A 14722-nucleotide genomic window follows, 5' to 3' on the forward strand; every position below is an offset into this window, starting at 1 on the left:
TTCCAGCTTTTATTTTGTTTATCGGTTAGTGGACAACCTGCTTAAAAATCACCGGTAATTTGTAGTATAATGGAATAAAGATTCAAAACTCGGGAAAAGGAAGTGAATTATGCCTAGAGGACAAATAAGAAAGGCCTTAAGTGGCTTCTATTATGTGTATGCAGATAAAAAAACGTACCAAACAAGAGGAAGAGGGAATTTCAGGGTAAGAGACACTACTCCGCTAGTCGGCGACTATGTGGAATTTGAAAGTGATAACCTGGAAGAAGGTATCTTGGTATCGGTTGAAGCGAGAAAGAATGAACTTGTTCGACCGCCTATTGCTAATATTGATATTGCCGTCATTGTAATGTCTGCTATTGAACCTGATTTTTCCACCTATTTATTAGATCGTTTTTTGGTCTATTTGGAAGGCCAAGGAATCGGTGCCATCATCTATATTACCAAAACAGACTTGCTGGACAAATCAGGTCAAGAAGCAATTTTGGCTTTTCAAAATGATTATCAAGCACTTGGATACACCGTGTTATTTTCTGACTATCCAGAATATCAGTCCATAGACCAACTGCTTGATAGGATTGGAAATCATTCCGCTGTTTTTATGGGACAATCGGGAGTAGGAAAATCCTCATTGCTCAATCGGATTTTACCAGAACTCGAAATCGAGACCGCAGAAATTTCTACAGCATTGGGAAGAGGGCGCCATACAACGCGACATGTAGAATTAATTCCTGTTAAAGAGGCACTTATTGCGGATACACCTGGATTCAGTAATGTTGATTTAGTGGAGATAGAAGAACAAGATTTGCCAGATTTGTTTCCGGAATTCCTGAAAAACCGCGATGATTGTCGTTTTTCAGGCTGTAAACATCTAAACGAACCCAATTGTCGTATTAAGGAACTGGTTGGTACGGGTGAAATAAAGCAGTACCGCTATGATCATTATTTACAGTTTTTGGATGAGATACAAAATCGTAAACCGTTGTACCATAAAAATAAAAAGTAAGGATTTGATAATGGATGAAAATTGCTCCATCAATTTTAAGTGCAGATTTTGCCAACCTAGAGAAAGATGTTAAACGTGCCGAAAAAGCAGGTGCCAATTATATTCATATAGATGCTATGGACGGCCAATTCGTGGATAATATTACCTTGGGGCCAAATATCGTTCAAGCGATTCGTCCCCATACAAAATTACCTTTGGATTGCCACTTGATGATTCAGAATCCAGAAAAACATATTTCTGCATTTGCTAAAGCAGGCGCGGATATCATTACAGTCCATGTGGAAGCGACACCCCATATCCATATGGCTATACAGATGATTAAAAAGGAAAAAATAGCCGCAGGGGTCGTTATCAACCCGGGTACACCAGTAGCCATGATCGAATCCGTTCTGGGTGACGTTGACATGGTATTGGTTATGACGGTTAACCCTGGAAATGGCGGCCAGCCCTTTATTGAAAGCACCTTGTCGAAAATCGCTCTACTTAAGGAATTACGTGAAAAACATGGTTATACGTATGAGATAGAAGTTGATGGTGGCATTTCGGATAAAACCATTAAACGTGTGCTGGAAGCAGGTGCTGACGTATTCGTGGCAGGGTCTTATCTGTTTGGAGCACCAGACTTCGATCAGGCATTGAAAGCTTTAAGGGATGTAGAAAATGCTTAAAAAAGCAATTGTGGTCGCAGGCGGAAATAAAGAAGGGCTCAAGCGGTTAATCGGGGACGATACTGAAGATTGTATTATCATCGGTGTAGATGGAGGAACCATTCATCTTGTTAATGAGGGGATAATCCCTGATATTGCCATCGGAGATTTCGATTCGATCAGCCAGCCTGAACTTGAAAAACTCGAAGCGATTATTCCAACAGTTGTCAAGCTGCCATCAGAAAAAGATTTAACAGATACAGAAGCGGCTTTGGAGTACATCAAGGAAAATCTTTCTGTGGCTGTTATTGAAATGTATGGTTTATTCGGGGGCAGGGTAGATCACATGATCAGTAATTTATGGCTAGCGTACCATCCGAGTTATCAGGACATAATTGAGAAAATAATTATGAAAGCTGAAAAGAATACGGTAGCGTTTTTTAAACCGGGGAATTATGTAATCAAGAAGGAAAATGATAAGAAATACTTGTCCTTTATAAGTATGACGCCGGTATCGAATTTAATTTTGCAAAATGTGAAGTATAACTTGGATGGGAAGAATTACGAAGCACCCATTGCTTTAGTCAGCAATGAATTTGTCGGTGAGGAAATGCAATTTTCATTTACAAATGGGCTAATTGCAGTCATTCAAAGTAAAGATTAAAATAAAAAAAGAAGCCACTATGGCTTCTTTTTTTTATTAAACGCGTTCTACTAGACCTGATTTCAAAGCACGAGCAGAAACCCAAACTCTTTTAGGTGTTCCGTCAACCAAAATGCGAACTTTTTGCAAGTTTGGTTTGAAAGTACGTTTTGTATAGTTCATAGCGTGAGAACGGTTGTTACCTGAACGGCTTTTACGTCCAGTAATGTAGCACTCTTTAGACATATTATTACCTCCCCTTGATTGTTCCAAAAACTAAAGACAGACTAAGATAAACCTCATTTCATACACTTGAATAATTTATCATAATTCAATTTGAATTGCAACACTTTAAAGTAAATTTACTTGACACTCTTTTTATGAACCACCATACTATGGTCTGTTAACCAGCAAAAAAGGCATAACTACGCTAATAGTTCTTATTATGAATGAAACTTTGTTATAATATCTTTAATAGAAGTTATTTTTTAGGGAAAAATATGCTATTATGGATGATGATTAGCGTTTGTTTCCATTCAAACTCAAGGAGGCTATATAAAATGGCAGTTAAAATCCAAACAAATTTAGGCGAAATCAGTTTAGAAAACGAAGTAATCGCAACAGTGGTTGGTGGGGCTGCGACAGACAACTATGGTGTCGTCGGGATGGCCAGCAAAAGTCAGATTCGGGATAATATCAGTGAAATCCTGAAGAAAGAAAACTACTCCAAAGGTGTTATCGTTCGTCAAGAAGATAATATCGTTGCGGTTGATGTTTATATTGTTGTTCTTTACGGAACAAAAATATCTGAAATCTGTCGAAATGTCCAAATTCAAGTGAAATACAATTTGGAAACAATGCTAGGTTTTTCAGCAGAAAAAGTTAACGTGTTCGTACAAGGCGTTCGCGTGTTAAATGATTAATGGAGAGATCACCATTGACATGGTGAAGGAGGACAAGCAAGGTGAATAAATTAGAACTGACTGCAAGTGATTTTAAAGCAATGGTGGAAGTCGCACAGGAACGGCTTAGCGAAAATTCTGAATATGTGAACTCGTTGAACGTTTTTCCGGTTCCAGATGGTGATACTGGTACAAACATGAATTTGTCTTTCACATCCGGAGCGGATCGCGTGTCGTTGTCAGAATCAAAACGTATTGACGAAATGAGTAAAGATTTAGCTAAAGGTCTTTTAATGGGTGCGAGAGGAAACTCTGGCGTCATTCTATCACAACTTTTCCGTGGTTTTTCCAAAGCAATGGAAGGGAAAGAGAAATTAAGTGCCAGTGAATTCGCAGCTGCGTTTTCCCAAGGTGTTGAAACTGCTTATAAAGCAGTTATGAAGCCAGTGGAAGGGACAATCCTGACCGTTGCAAGAGAATCAGCAGAAGCAGTACAAGTAAAAGCTAAAGAATCCGATGACATTATTGAAATCATGGAGACGGTAGTCGATGCTGCTAAAGTTAGCCTTGCGAATACTCCTAATTTATTGGCAGTATTGAAAGAAGTTGGCGTTGTTGATAGTGGTGGACAAGGACTATTGTTTATCTATCAAGGCTTTTTAGAATCATTAACAGGTAAAAAGGTTTCAGTTAAAACGAAAATTGCGCTACAAGCCGATGTTACAGAAATTGCACATCACGAAAACTTTGAACATATCGGACATGCTGTTTCAAGTGAAGATATCGAATTTGGCTACTGTACTGAAATTATGGTACAACTTGGTGAAGGAAAAACAGTAACGGAAGAATTCGATTACGATACATTCCGTAACCACTTGAATGAAGTAGGGGATTCACTATTAGTTGTAGCTGATGACGAAATTGTAAAAGTTCACGTTCATACCGAATATCCGGGTGAAGTCATGAACTATGGCCAAAAATTTGGTTCACTCTTAAAAATCAAAGTAGACAACATGCGCTTACAACATGACGCAGTTTTAGAAAAAGGCAAGACTACACCTGAAAAACAACCGGCTAAACCGTATGCGGTTATTGCAGTTGCGGCTGGAGAAGGTATTTATAATTTGTTCAGTAGTTTAGGCGTATCCACCATTATCAAGGGTGGCCAAACGATGAACCCAAGTACGGAAGACATCCTTAAAGCAGTGGATGAAGCAAACGCTGAAAAGACGATTATTTTGCCAAATAACAAAAATATCTTTATGGCGGCTGAGCAAGCTGCTGAGGTATCCGACAAAGATGTCATTGTTGTACCTACACGCACTATTTCTCAAGGCTTGGCTTCCATGTTGGCATTCAACGACCAAGTCGATTTAGAGACAAATAAAGAAAATATGACTGCTGAGCTTGAGTTCGTTAAGAGTGGTCAAATCACCAATGCTATTCGTGACACTGAAATAGATGGTGTTGCGATCGCTAAAGACGATTACATGGGGATTGTCGATGGGAAAATCATGATTTCTCAACCAGGTCGCATTGATGCTGTGTTAGCTACTCTACGCAAAATGATTGATGAAGACAGTGAAATCGTAACTTTAATTTATGGCGAAGATACTGACCTAACTGAATGTGAATCAATCGCAGAAAAAATTTCTGAAGAATTCGCTGCAGTCGAAGTAGAGATTCAAGAAGGAAATCAACCTGTATATAGTTATTTAATTTCTGTTGAGTAATTTTTGCTAAAGGAGCTGGGGCTTTTGCTCCAGCTTTTTTACCATTTTAGGGGAGGTGTTGCTATAAAATGAAGACGATTTACGATTCAGTGGAAGTTTTAAACGGAGTAGGAGCAAAACGGCTGGAATCATTGCACTCTTTGGGTATTTACACGATCTATGATTTGGTAACGCATTTTCCTTTTCGCTATGAAGATATTCAAGTGCGTTCTTTGGACGAAATTGAAGATCAAGAAAAAGTTACGTTAAAAGGGACCGTGGTGACCCAACCTGTCGTTCAACATTATGGGTATCGTAAAAGCCGCCTATCTTTTAAAATAGCTTTGGATAACGCAGTTGTTGGTGTTACTTTTTTTAACCAACCTTATTTGAAGGATAAAGTGATTCTAGAAGATGAAATTGCCATATTTGGTAAATGGGATGCCATACGCCAAAATCTAGGAGGATTCAAAATTCTGGGCTCCAGCAATAATCAGGAAAACCAAGATTTTGAATCGGTGTATCATGTTAATAAGAGTATAAAACAAAAAACATTAATGAATCTCATCCAAGCAGCCATTGATGACTATTACGCGTTCGTTCCCGAGATAATTCCTGAGGGCCTTCGCCAAAAGTATCGGTTGATGTTTCATAAAGACGCTATCAGGGCGATGCATTTTCCGAAAACCCAGGATGAATTCCAACAAGCAACGCGCCAAATCATTTACCAAGAATTTTTGGTTTATCAATTAAAATTACAACTCATCCGTTTCAAACGAAAAGGAAGCAAACAGGGGCAACCTATTTTATATGATGTCGAAAAACTGAAATCTTTTATTGATGTTTTGCCCTTTGAACTGACCGATGGACAAAAAAAAGTCGTTAATGAAATTTGTCGTGACCTGCGAGCCCCATTCGAGATGAATCGTCTTTTGCAAGGGGACGTTGGAAGTGGGAAAACAGTAGTGGCAGTAATAGCATTGGTAGCGACTATTCTCGCAGGTTATCAAGGGGCATTTATGGTTCCCACCGAAATACTAGCCGAGCAGCATTTTCAAACCGTTTCGTCTTTCTTTGAAAATACAAATTATTCTGTCGCATTGTTAACAGGAAGTACGAAAACAAAAGATAGAAGACAGATTTTGGAAGATTTAGCAGCTGGGAAATTGGATTTGGTGATAGGGACCCATGCCTTGATACAGGATGATGTCGAATTTCACCATCTGGGGTTGGTTATTACGGATGAACAACATCGATTTGGTGTGAATCAACGGCAGAAATTGAATGAAAAAGGCAATAATCCCAATGTGCTTTATATGACGGCTACGCCTATACCGAGAACCCTGGCAATTACATTAATGGGCGAGATGGATGTTTCAGTACTAGCGCAAATGCCTGATGGTCGCATTCCTATTCGCACGGTCTGGAGCAAGTCAGATCAATTGGTCCGTGCATTGACGTTTATCGAGCAGGAGTTGGAAAAAGGTCGACAAGCCTATATTATTACCCCGTTGATTGAAAAGTCAGAACTGATAGACCTCAAAAATGCTGAAGAAGTCCATCAAAAGGTTGTAGAGTTTTATAAAGGGAAATGGCAAATCGGTCTCTTGCACGGCAGACAAAAGGCTGAGGAAAAAGATGCAATCATGCATGCCTTTAAAGATAATCGCTATCAAGTTTTGGTTTCAACGACCGTTATCGAGGTAGGCTTAAATGTTCCCAATGCTACCGTGATGGTCATTCAGGATGCCGAAAGATTCGGTTTAGCCCAACTTCATCAATTAAGAGGGCGGGTTGGTAGAGGAAGTGCAGAGTCTTATTGTATTCTGCTTGCAAATCCCAAGACTGAAATCGGGAAAGAACGTATGCAGATCATGACGGAATCTACAGATGGCTTTTACTTAAGTCAAAAGGACTTGGAATTAAGGGGATCTGGAGATGTATTTGGCGTCAAGCAGGCTGGGATGCCAGTATTCAAATATGCTGACGTCATAAAGCACGCGGATGTGTTGGATACAGCGAACCGGGATGCAATCCTGATGTTGAGCGATAAATCTTTCTTTGATGAACCTGAATGTCTGCCCTTACGTGAATATCTGGAAACAGAGCAAAATCTAGCGAAAAAATTACAATAATGTTCATTAAAAAGATGACAATTCATATAAGCTTCTCTAAAATAGATTTAGATGAAAAAGAAAGAAGGTAAATAAATGAGAATTGCAGTCGATGCAATGGGTGGCGATCATGCTCCTCAAGCAATCGTAGAAGGTATTCTACTAGCGGCGAAAGAATATTCTGATGTTGAGTTTATTTTGTTTGGCGACGGCGAACAAATTAAACCCGTTCTAGGAGACGCATACAATACAGATAAAATTAAGATAGTCCACACAACTGAAAAAATTAATAGCGATGACGAGCCGGTTAGGGCAATCCGTTCAAAACGTGAGGCCTCACTCGTTTTGGCTGCCAGAGCCGTTAAAGAAGGAACAGCCGATGCACTTTTCTCGGCAGGGAATACAGGGGCGTTATTAGTAGCTGGTTTATTGATTATTGGACGGATTAAAGGAATCGACCGTCCAGGACTAATGCCTGTTTTACCAGTAATCGGGAAAGATGACCAATTCATATTTATGGATGTAGGTGCAAATGCAGATTCAAAACCTGAGAACTTACATCAATTCGGAATTTTGGGGTCTTACTACGCACAATTTGTGCTCGGGAAAGAAAAACCAAAAGTTGCTTTACTCAACAATGGAACTGAAGCAAGTAAAGGTAGTGATTTATCTAAAAAGTCTTTTGAATTACTGGAAGCAGAAGAATCCATCAACTTTATTGGTAATATCGAGGCCCGGGAATTATTTTCCGGAGATGCTGATGTTATCGTGACAGATGGCTTTACTGGTAATGCAGTGCTGAAAACCATTGAAGGAACAGCATTCGGAATCATGAAATTAATGAAGAGCAGTGTCCTTTCAGGAGGACTTAAAGCAAAAATAGGTGGTTTACTAGTAAAAGATGCACTCGGAAACGTAAAAGATACCATGGATTACTCTAAATATGGGGGAGCTGTCTTGTTTGGTTTACGAGCTCCTGTCGTAAAAACACATGGCTCTGCCGACAAAGTCGCTGTTTACCATACTATAAAACAAATTAGAAAAATTATTTCTTCTCATGTAATCACGGATCTTGTGACCTATTTTGAAACACATAAAGAAGAAACACCCTCGTAATTCAAGAGTGCCACTTTGAAATAGTATTGGACAAAATATAGTGGTAACGGTAAAATAAACATTGTGAAATTCAAACAGATGTTTTCTTGTTAATCAAAGAAACGTAACGATTAGGAGGTGCTATTTTGTCAGAGAATACTACACTTGAAAGAATTTCTGCTATGATTACTGAACGATTTGGGGTTGATGCAGAAAAAGTCTCCCGTGACTTAACTTTCCAGGAAGACTTGGGAGCTGACTCACTTGATGTCGTCGAATTAATTATGGAATTGGAAGATGTTTTCTCAATCCAAATTTCCGATGAAGATGCAGAAAAGATTGTTACAATCGGAGATGCAGTCGACTATATCGATGCACACAAATAATATGCTACATTAAAAGCAACATGACCATAAGGTTATTGTGGTCATGTTGTTTTTTATTGAACAAAAGTTTAATACCGGTAACTTATCTAGACAATGTTAAGAATTGGTGAAAAAAAGGTTGTCTTTCTAATTTTTAGTCAGTATAATTAGAAATATTAATAAACACACTGGTGAGTTCGAAATAGACAAGTTATTTAAGTCTTTTTTTGTTATTGTGACAAAATTCTGAGTTAATCGCTTGAAAATACGAATAATCACTGGTTAGAAGGAGGGTATCCCATGCAAACAGGGAAACCGCTACTGGAGATAAATCATCTTCACACAGCGTTTAGAATTAAAGATGATTATTATGACGCTGTCGACGATGTTTCATTTACACTTGAGAAAAATGAGATTTTAGCTATTGTAGGAGAATCTGGATCAGGTAAGAGTACATTAGCAACTACCATTGTTGGACTTCATAATAAGGCAAATACTCGCATTGAAGGCGAGGTACTGTACCAAGATTTAAATCTCATTGATTTAAATGAAACCCTTTATAATCGTATCCGCGGAAATGATATCGGGATGATTTTCCAAGATCCTCTTGGAGCATTGAACCCACTGATGACAGTATCAGATCAAATTGAAGAAGCACTCATTTACCATACTAAGATGGACTCTTCTGCACGTAAACAACGTGTATTGGAATTGTTGAATCAAGTTGGTATTCCAAAACCAGAACGTGTTGCAAGACAATATCCACACGAACTTTCAGGTGGTATGCGACAACGGGTGGTCATTGCGATTGCATTATCCTGTAAACCACCAATTTTGATTGCTGATGAACCTACTACTGCACTAGATGTTACAATTCAAGCTCAAATTCTGGATTTAATGAAAGATCTCCAGGATGAAATGGAAACAGGAATTATCCTGATTACCCATGACCTTGGCGTTGTAGCTGAAACTGCAGACCGTGTAGCGGTCATGTACGCCGGCCAAATCGTTGAAATGGCTACTGCAACAGAATTGTTTACAAATCCTAAACACCCTTATACACGTTCGCTCTTAAAATCAATTCCACAATCTGAAGAGCTAGAAGGCGATTCAGAGGATTTGCACGTTATTCAGGGAACAGTGCCTTCATTGAAAAATCTTCCAAGAAAAGGCTGTCGCTTTGCTAGCCGTATTCCTTGGATACCTGCTGAAGAGCATGAAGAAAACCCGACACTGCATGAAATTTCTCCTAATCATTTTGTGAGATGTACATGTCATGAACATTTCCATTTCGAAGGGGAGGTAGAATAATTTGAGTTTTATGCAAATTAAAGATCTAAAAGTGCATTATCCTATTCGAAGTGGATTTTGGAACCGCGTGACGGACCATGTTCATGCTGTTGACGGGATAAACTTGGAAATCGAAGAAGGAAAAACATATGGTTTGGTTGGTGAATCCGGTTCTGGTAAATCTACAATCGGAAAAGCTATCATCGGGTTGGAAAAGATAACAAGTGGACAAGTTGTTTATGAAGGCGAAGATGTAACGAACAAAGCCCGTAAACGTACTTCCCCTTATAATCGTAATGTGCAAATGATTTTCCAGGACTCAATCTCAAGCTTAAACCCGAGAAAACGTGTGTTGGACATCATTTCGGAACCGCTTGATAATTTTGAACGTCTATCACCTGACGAAACAAAACGTCGTGTTATTGAATTGTTGGATATTGTTGGTTTGCCAGAAGATGCATTATATAAATATTCTCATGAGTTTTCTGGGGGACAAAGACAACGTATTGGGGTTGCCCGTGCCGTTGCAACAAATCCTAAATTAATCATTGCCGATGAACCTACATCAGCACTTGATTTGTCAGTTCAAGCACAAGTGTTGAACTTTATGAAACGTATTCAAGAAGAATACAACGTTTCATATTTGTTTATCTCCCATGACTTGGGTGTTGTGAAACATATGTGTGAAGATTTGGCAATTATGTATCGTGGACGTTTTGTTGAATTTGGAAACAAACAAGACATTTACACCAATCCACAACACATCTATACGAAACGACTTTTATCCGCTATTCCGGTAATGGATCCTCTAACACGCGATGCCCATAAAGCAAACCGTTTAGCAGTTGAAAAGGAATACGCTGATAATCAAGAGAAGTATTATGATGAAAATGGTCGTGTTTATGATTTAACCTCTCTATCCGATACTCATAAGGTTGCTATTCGACCAAGCGATATTAAGGGAGGTGCCTAATTATGTGGAAAACAATTTTAAGACGAGTGCTTGTCATGATTCCGCAAATTTTAATTCTTAGCTTGCTTGTGTTCTTGATGGCACAAATTATGCCAGGGGACCCGTTTACAGGACTTATTACTCCTGATATGGACCCTGAAACAATTGAACGCCTACGTGAAGCAGCAGGTTTGAATAATCCGTGGTATGTTCAGTATTGGGATTGGATTACAAATGCCTTGCAAGGGGATTTTGGTAAAAGTTACACATATAAAATTCCTGTAGCAGAATTAATTGGTCAACGTGTTGGTAACACCATTTGGTTATCCATCGTTTCCTTGATTTTTACATATCTAATCGCACTGCCTTTGGGTATGTATGCGGGACGTAAAAATGGGTCTTGGGGAGACAAAGCAATCAGTTTCTATAACTATGTCAGCTTTGCCATTCCAACTTTCGTTTTTGCACTTCTATTAATCTGGATTTTCGGTTTCACTTTGGGCTGGTTCCCAACTAGAGGGACTGTAGCATCAGGTTTGGAAGTAGGGTCACTGGAGTATATCTGGAGTCGTTTCTACCACCTGATTTTACCGGCTATGTCTTATGCGTTATTGGCAACTACAAGTACGATACAATATCTACGTACGGGTGTTATTGATGCCAAACAAGAAGACTATGTAAAAACTGCTCGTGCTAAAGGTGTTCCTGAAAAAGTCGTTTATAACAAACACATTTTCCGTAACTCAATTTTACCTATTGCTTCATTTCTAGGTTATGACATTACAGGCTTGATAGGTGGGTCCATCTTTATCGAACGGATCTTCTCATTCCCTGGGATGGGTCGCTTGTTTATCGATTCATTGGGCGCCCGTGATTATAGTGTCATCACCGCTTTAATTCTACTATTTGGATTAACGGCGTTATTCGGTACTTTGCTATCTGATATCATCATGAGTATCGTTGACCCACGTATCCGTATCGAGTAGAAATTAATATAGAAATGGAGGTTATAATATGCTACCTGAAGAAGAGAAAAAACAAGCAAGTGCAGAAGAAGTAAGTGCGCACTTGGATACATTAGTCGAATCAGCTGATGAGCAGGGAACTGTTGTTGGTTTTGCAGTTATTGCTCGTGAATTTAAAAAAGATAAATTAGCCATGTTCTCACTGGGCTTATTAATTACATTGTTGCTCGTTATTTTTATTGGATCATATGCTTTCTTTGATCAAAGTGAAGTTATGCGTGTCCACATTTTAAATCGTTACGAGATGCCAGGGGCGGAATATTTCCTTGGCGCTGATGAGGGAGGACGGGACGTACTTGGACAATTGTTCATCGGTGCCCGCAATTCTATCATTATCGGTTTTAGTGTTACGATTATTACTGGTATCATCGGTATTGGCTTGGGAATCATTTCAGGCTACTACGGTGGAATCATTGATAACATACTGATGCGTATTGTGGACTTCATTATGGTTTTACCTACAAATATGATTATTATTGTTTTTGTATCAATGGTACGTGATTACAATCTTGTGACGTTCGTACTTATTATGAGTGCTTTCAGTTGGGTAGGTAAGGCCCGTATTTTCCGGAGTCGTACATTATCCGAAGCTGAGCGTGATTATGTAAGTGCATCGAAAACATTAGGTACTAGTGATTTCAAAATCATGTTCCGCGAAGTGATGCCAAACTTGAGTTCATTGATAATCGTTAACTCGACATTGAACTTTGCAGGTAATATAGGAATCGAAACTGGTCTGAGTTTCTTGGGCTTCGGTTTACCACCATCTGTTCCAAGTTTAGGTACACTCATTGGGTTTGCGACATCCCCAGATGTCATCGAGAATAAAACATGGGTTTGGTTGCCAGCTTCAATACTGATTTTAGTGTTGATGTTGAGCATAAACTATGTCGGCCAAGCGTTGCAGCGTTCGGCAGACTCTAAACAAAGATTAGGTTAGGAAAAGGGAGGAAATACAATGTTCAAGAAAAAATTAGGTCTAGTTTCTTTAGCTGCTTTTGCGCTAACTCTAGCTGCTTGTACAGGCGGCGACGGTGAAGAAACTTCTTCAACAGATACTGGTTCAGTATCAGAATCAACAGCTGGTGGCGAAGAAAGTGGTGTTGTTGAGTTCGAAACAGTCATGACAAATGACGAAGAGTCAATTGAAGGTGGCACATTGCGTTACGCTATGGTTGCCAGCTCACCATTCCAAGGTATCTTCAGTCCAGAATTCTATGAAGATGCTTATGATGCTGAATTAATGGGATTCTCTCATGAGATGCTATTCTCAGTTGACGAAAGTTTTATGCTTTCACAAGATGGTATGGCTACTTTCGAATTTGACGAAGAAGCAAAAACTATCGCAATTACTTTGAAAGATGACTTGAAATGGTCAGATGGCGAGCCATTGACTGCTGAGGACGTATTGTTCTCATATGAAGTTATCGGTAGTCCAGAATATGCTGGTGTACGTTACGGTGCGGATTTCGAAAACATCGTAGGTATGGCTGAATATAAAGCTGGCGAAGCTGATACTATTTCAGGGATCACTGTTTCAGATGATCAAAATATTACAATTGAATACATCGAAGTTAATCCATCCATTCTTCAATCAGGTGGTGGTATCTGGGGTTACCCAATGCCAAAACACCAATTGGAAAATGTAGCAATTGCTGACTTGGCTTCTTCTCCAGAAATTCGTAACAATCCTGTTGGTGCAGGTCCATTCCGTGTTAAATCTATTACACCGGGTGAGTCTGTAGAATATGAAGCAAACGAACACTACTGGAAAGGTGCTCCTAAATTGGATGGCGTTGTTGTAGAAGTTGTTGCTCCAGAAACAATCGTTTCTGAAATGGAAAATGGTAACTACGATGTTGCTTCCATGCCAACAGACCAATACGACACTTACAAAGATGGCGAAAACTTTACACTTCTAGGCCGTCAAGAATTAGCTTATACATACATTGGATTCAAACTTGGTCAATGGGATGCTGAAGCTGCTAAAAATGTTTCCAACCCAGATGCTAAAATGGCTGATGTGAACTTGCGTCAAGCTATGGCATACGCGATCGATAACAACGCAATTGCAACTGAGTTCTACCAAGGACTTCGTGAAAATGCGAAAGTTATGATTCCACCAGTATTTGGTGATTTTGTAAACACTGAAATCGAAGGTTTCACATATGATCCAGACAAAGCAGCACAAATCTTGGATGACGCTGGTTATGTCGATACTAATGATGACGGATTCCGTGAAACTCCAGAAGGTGAAGAGTTAGTAATCAACTTTGCATCTATGGCAGGTGGCGCAACTTCTGAGCCAATCGCACAATACTACCTACAAGAATGGAATAACATCGGTTTGAATGTACAATTGGCTACAGGTCGTCTAATCGAGTTCCAAGCTTTCTACGATATGCTTGAAGCTGATAACGAAGATATTGATGTTTACCAAGCAGCTTGGGGAACAGGACATGATCCAAACCCAACTGGCCTATACGGTGAAACAGCAGCATTTAACTACACTCGCTATGTGAATGAAGAAAATACTGCTATCTTGAACAAAATCAATTCTAAAGACGCATTTGATCCAGAATTCAAATTTGAAGCATTCCACGAATGGCAAGAGCATATGTTCGAAAACGTTCCTGTAATTCCTACTTTGTGGAGATCAGAAGTATTCGCAGTTAATAACCGCGTTAAAAACTATGATATCACTTACGGAACGACAGACGGCTGGGAAGCTGTAGAATTAACATCTGAAACAGCATACTAATATAACTGAACCTAATCTTATGGACTGAGAGAAATCTCAGTCTTTTTTTTTGTGGCTCTATAATAAATGGTGTTGGTGAATCAAAATGATTCACCGGCACCTTTTTCTGTTTTTAACGACAAAAAAGGTCCGTGAACCCCTATAATTAAGTTACCACACCAAATAATAGGAGGATTCACGTGACCCAAACCCATTGTATTAAAAAAATAC

General features: G+C 39.2%; 14 protein-coding genes. 13 read left to right on the forward strand and 1 reads right to left on the reverse strand.

Features of this window, described 5'->3' with window-relative positions; translation table 11 throughout:
* Nucleotides 1-109 precede the first annotated feature (109 nt).
* The 3 genes from rsgA to ACTU7M_RS11030 are packed head-to-tail and all read left to right on the forward strand — an operon-like array spanning nucleotide 110 to nucleotide 2317.
* A complete protein-coding gene (gene rsgA, locus ACTU7M_RS11020) occupies nucleotides 110-1006 on the forward strand; it encodes a ribosome small subunit-dependent GTPase A (RefSeq protein WP_443474446.1) in 897 nt (298 codons plus the stop codon).
* A gap of 14 nt (nucleotides 1007-1020) precedes the next feature.
* A complete protein-coding gene (gene rpe, locus ACTU7M_RS11025) occupies nucleotides 1021-1674 on the forward strand; it encodes a ribulose-phosphate 3-epimerase (protein ID WP_443474447.1) in 654 nt (217 codons plus the stop codon).
* Entirely contained in the window at nucleotides 1667-2317 is a 651-nt protein-coding gene (locus ACTU7M_RS11030; protein WP_443474448.1) for a thiamine diphosphokinase, read from the forward strand. Before rpe ends, ACTU7M_RS11030 begins: the two co-directional genes overlap by 8 nt.
* 36 nt (nucleotides 2318-2353) lie before the next feature.
* Here the strand turns inward: ACTU7M_RS11030 and rpmB are convergent, their stop codons facing one another.
* Nucleotides 2354-2542 (reverse strand): 50S ribosomal protein L28, encoded by a 189-nt coding sequence (gene rpmB / locus ACTU7M_RS11035; protein WP_443474449.1) that lies wholly within the window; start codon nucleotides 2540-2542, stop codon nucleotides 2354-2356.
* A gap of 314 nt (nucleotides 2543-2856) precedes the next feature.
* Here rpmB and ACTU7M_RS11040 point away from each other — a divergent pair, with 314 nt between their 5' ends.
* From ACTU7M_RS11040 to opp4A, 10 genes are all read left to right on the forward strand, one after another.
* Nucleotides 2857-3219: an Asp23/Gls24 family envelope stress response protein gene (locus ACTU7M_RS11040; protein WP_443474450.1), complete on the forward strand. Its 363-nt coding sequence runs from the start codon at nucleotides 2857-2859 to the stop codon at nucleotides 3217-3219.
* Between the two features lie 41 nt (nucleotides 3220-3260).
* The gene (locus ACTU7M_RS11045) at nucleotides 3261-4931 is read left to right on the forward strand and encodes a DAK2 domain-containing protein (protein ID WP_443474451.1); all 1671 of its coding nucleotides are present in this window, start codon (nucleotides 3261-3263) and stop codon (nucleotides 4929-4931) included.
* Between the two features lie 68 nt (nucleotides 4932-4999).
* The gene (gene recG, locus ACTU7M_RS11050) at nucleotides 5000-7045 is read left to right on the forward strand and encodes an ATP-dependent DNA helicase RecG (protein WP_443474452.1); all 2046 of its coding nucleotides are present in this window, start codon (nucleotides 5000-5002) and stop codon (nucleotides 7043-7045) included.
* A 75-nt stretch (nucleotides 7046-7120) separates the two neighbouring features.
* A complete protein-coding gene (plsX, locus tag ACTU7M_RS11055; protein ID WP_443474453.1) occupies nucleotides 7121-8140 on the forward strand; it encodes a phosphate acyltransferase PlsX in 1020 nt (339 codons plus the stop codon).
* Between the two features lie 125 nt (nucleotides 8141-8265).
* Nucleotides 8266-8505 carry an acyl carrier protein gene (gene acpP / locus ACTU7M_RS11060; protein ID WP_443474454.1) on the forward strand — a complete coding sequence of 80 codons (240 nt, stop codon included), beginning with the start codon at nucleotides 8266-8268 and terminating at the stop codon, nucleotides 8503-8505.
* Nucleotides 8506-8784: 279 nt separating this feature from the next.
* Entirely contained in the window at nucleotides 8785-9795 is a 1011-nt protein-coding gene (locus ACTU7M_RS11065) for an ABC transporter ATP-binding protein (protein WP_443474455.1), read from the forward strand.
* Nucleotides 9796-9805: 10 nt separating this feature from the next.
* Nucleotides 9806-10747, forward strand: a complete 942-nt coding sequence (locus ACTU7M_RS11070; RefSeq protein WP_443474461.1) for an ATP-binding cassette domain-containing protein — start codon at nucleotides 9806-9808, stop codon at nucleotides 10745-10747.
* A 2-nt stretch (nucleotides 10748-10749) separates the two neighbouring features.
* Nucleotides 10750-11712, forward strand: coding sequence for an oligopeptide ABC transporter permease (gene opp4B, locus ACTU7M_RS11075; RefSeq protein ID WP_443474456.1), 963 nt, complete (start codon nucleotides 10750-10752; stop codon nucleotides 11710-11712).
* A 28-nt stretch (nucleotides 11713-11740) separates the two neighbouring features.
* Nucleotides 11741-12691 carry an ABC transporter permease gene (locus ACTU7M_RS11080; protein WP_443474457.1) on the forward strand — a complete coding sequence of 317 codons (951 nt, stop codon included), beginning with the start codon at nucleotides 11741-11743 and terminating at the stop codon, nucleotides 12689-12691.
* An 18-nt stretch (nucleotides 12692-12709) separates the two neighbouring features.
* Nucleotides 12710-14512: an oligopeptide ABC transporter substrate-binding protein gene (gene opp4A, locus ACTU7M_RS11085; protein ID WP_443474458.1), complete on the forward strand. Its 1803-nt coding sequence runs from the start codon at nucleotides 12710-12712 to the stop codon at nucleotides 14510-14512.
* The last annotated feature ends 210 nt before the right edge of the window (nucleotides 14513-14722 follow it).

Origin of the sequence: Jeotgalibaca sp. A122 (genome assembly GCF_052266715.1) — a bacterium.
Lineage (GTDB): Bacteria > Bacillota > Bacilli > Lactobacillales > Aerococcaceae > Jeotgalibaca.

Bases quoted from the DNA above. Each gene is read 5' to 3' on its own strand.
- rsgA (WP_443474446.1), top strand. From the start codon at position 110: ATGCCTAGAGGACAAATAAGAAAGGCCTTAAGTGGCTTCTATTATGTG.
- rpe (WP_443474447.1), top strand. From the start codon at position 1,021: ATGAAAATTGCTCCATCAATTTTAAGTGCAGATTTTGCCAACCTAGAG.
- ACTU7M_RS11030 (WP_443474448.1), top strand. From the start codon at position 1,667: ATGCTTAAAAAAGCAATTGTGGTCGCAGGCGGAAATAAAGAAGGGCTC.
- rpmB (WP_443474449.1), bottom strand. From the start codon at position 2,542: ATGTCTAAAGAGTGCTACATTACTGGACGTAAAAGCCGTTCAGGTAAC.
- ACTU7M_RS11040 (WP_443474450.1), top strand. From the start codon at position 2,857: ATGGCAGTTAAAATCCAAACAAATTTAGGCGAAATCAGTTTAGAAAAC.
- recG (WP_443474452.1), top strand. From the start codon at position 5,000: ATGAAGACGATTTACGATTCAGTGGAAGTTTTAAACGGAGTAGGAGCA.
- plsX (WP_443474453.1), top strand. From the start codon at position 7,121: ATGAGAATTGCAGTCGATGCAATGGGTGGCGATCATGCTCCTCAAGCA.
- ACTU7M_RS11065 (WP_443474455.1), top strand. From the start codon at position 8,785: ATGCAAACAGGGAAACCGCTACTGGAGATAAATCATCTTCACACAGCG.
- ACTU7M_RS11070 (WP_443474461.1), top strand. From the start codon at position 9,806: ATGCAAATTAAAGATCTAAAAGTGCATTATCCTATTCGAAGTGGATTT.
- opp4B (WP_443474456.1), top strand. From the start codon at position 10,750: ATGTGGAAAACAATTTTAAGACGAGTGCTTGTCATGATTCCGCAAATT.
- ACTU7M_RS11080 (WP_443474457.1), top strand. From the start codon at position 11,741: ATGCTACCTGAAGAAGAGAAAAAACAAGCAAGTGCAGAAGAAGTAAGT.
- opp4A (WP_443474458.1), top strand. From the start codon at position 12,710: ATGTTCAAGAAAAAATTAGGTCTAGTTTCTTTAGCTGCTTTTGCGCTA.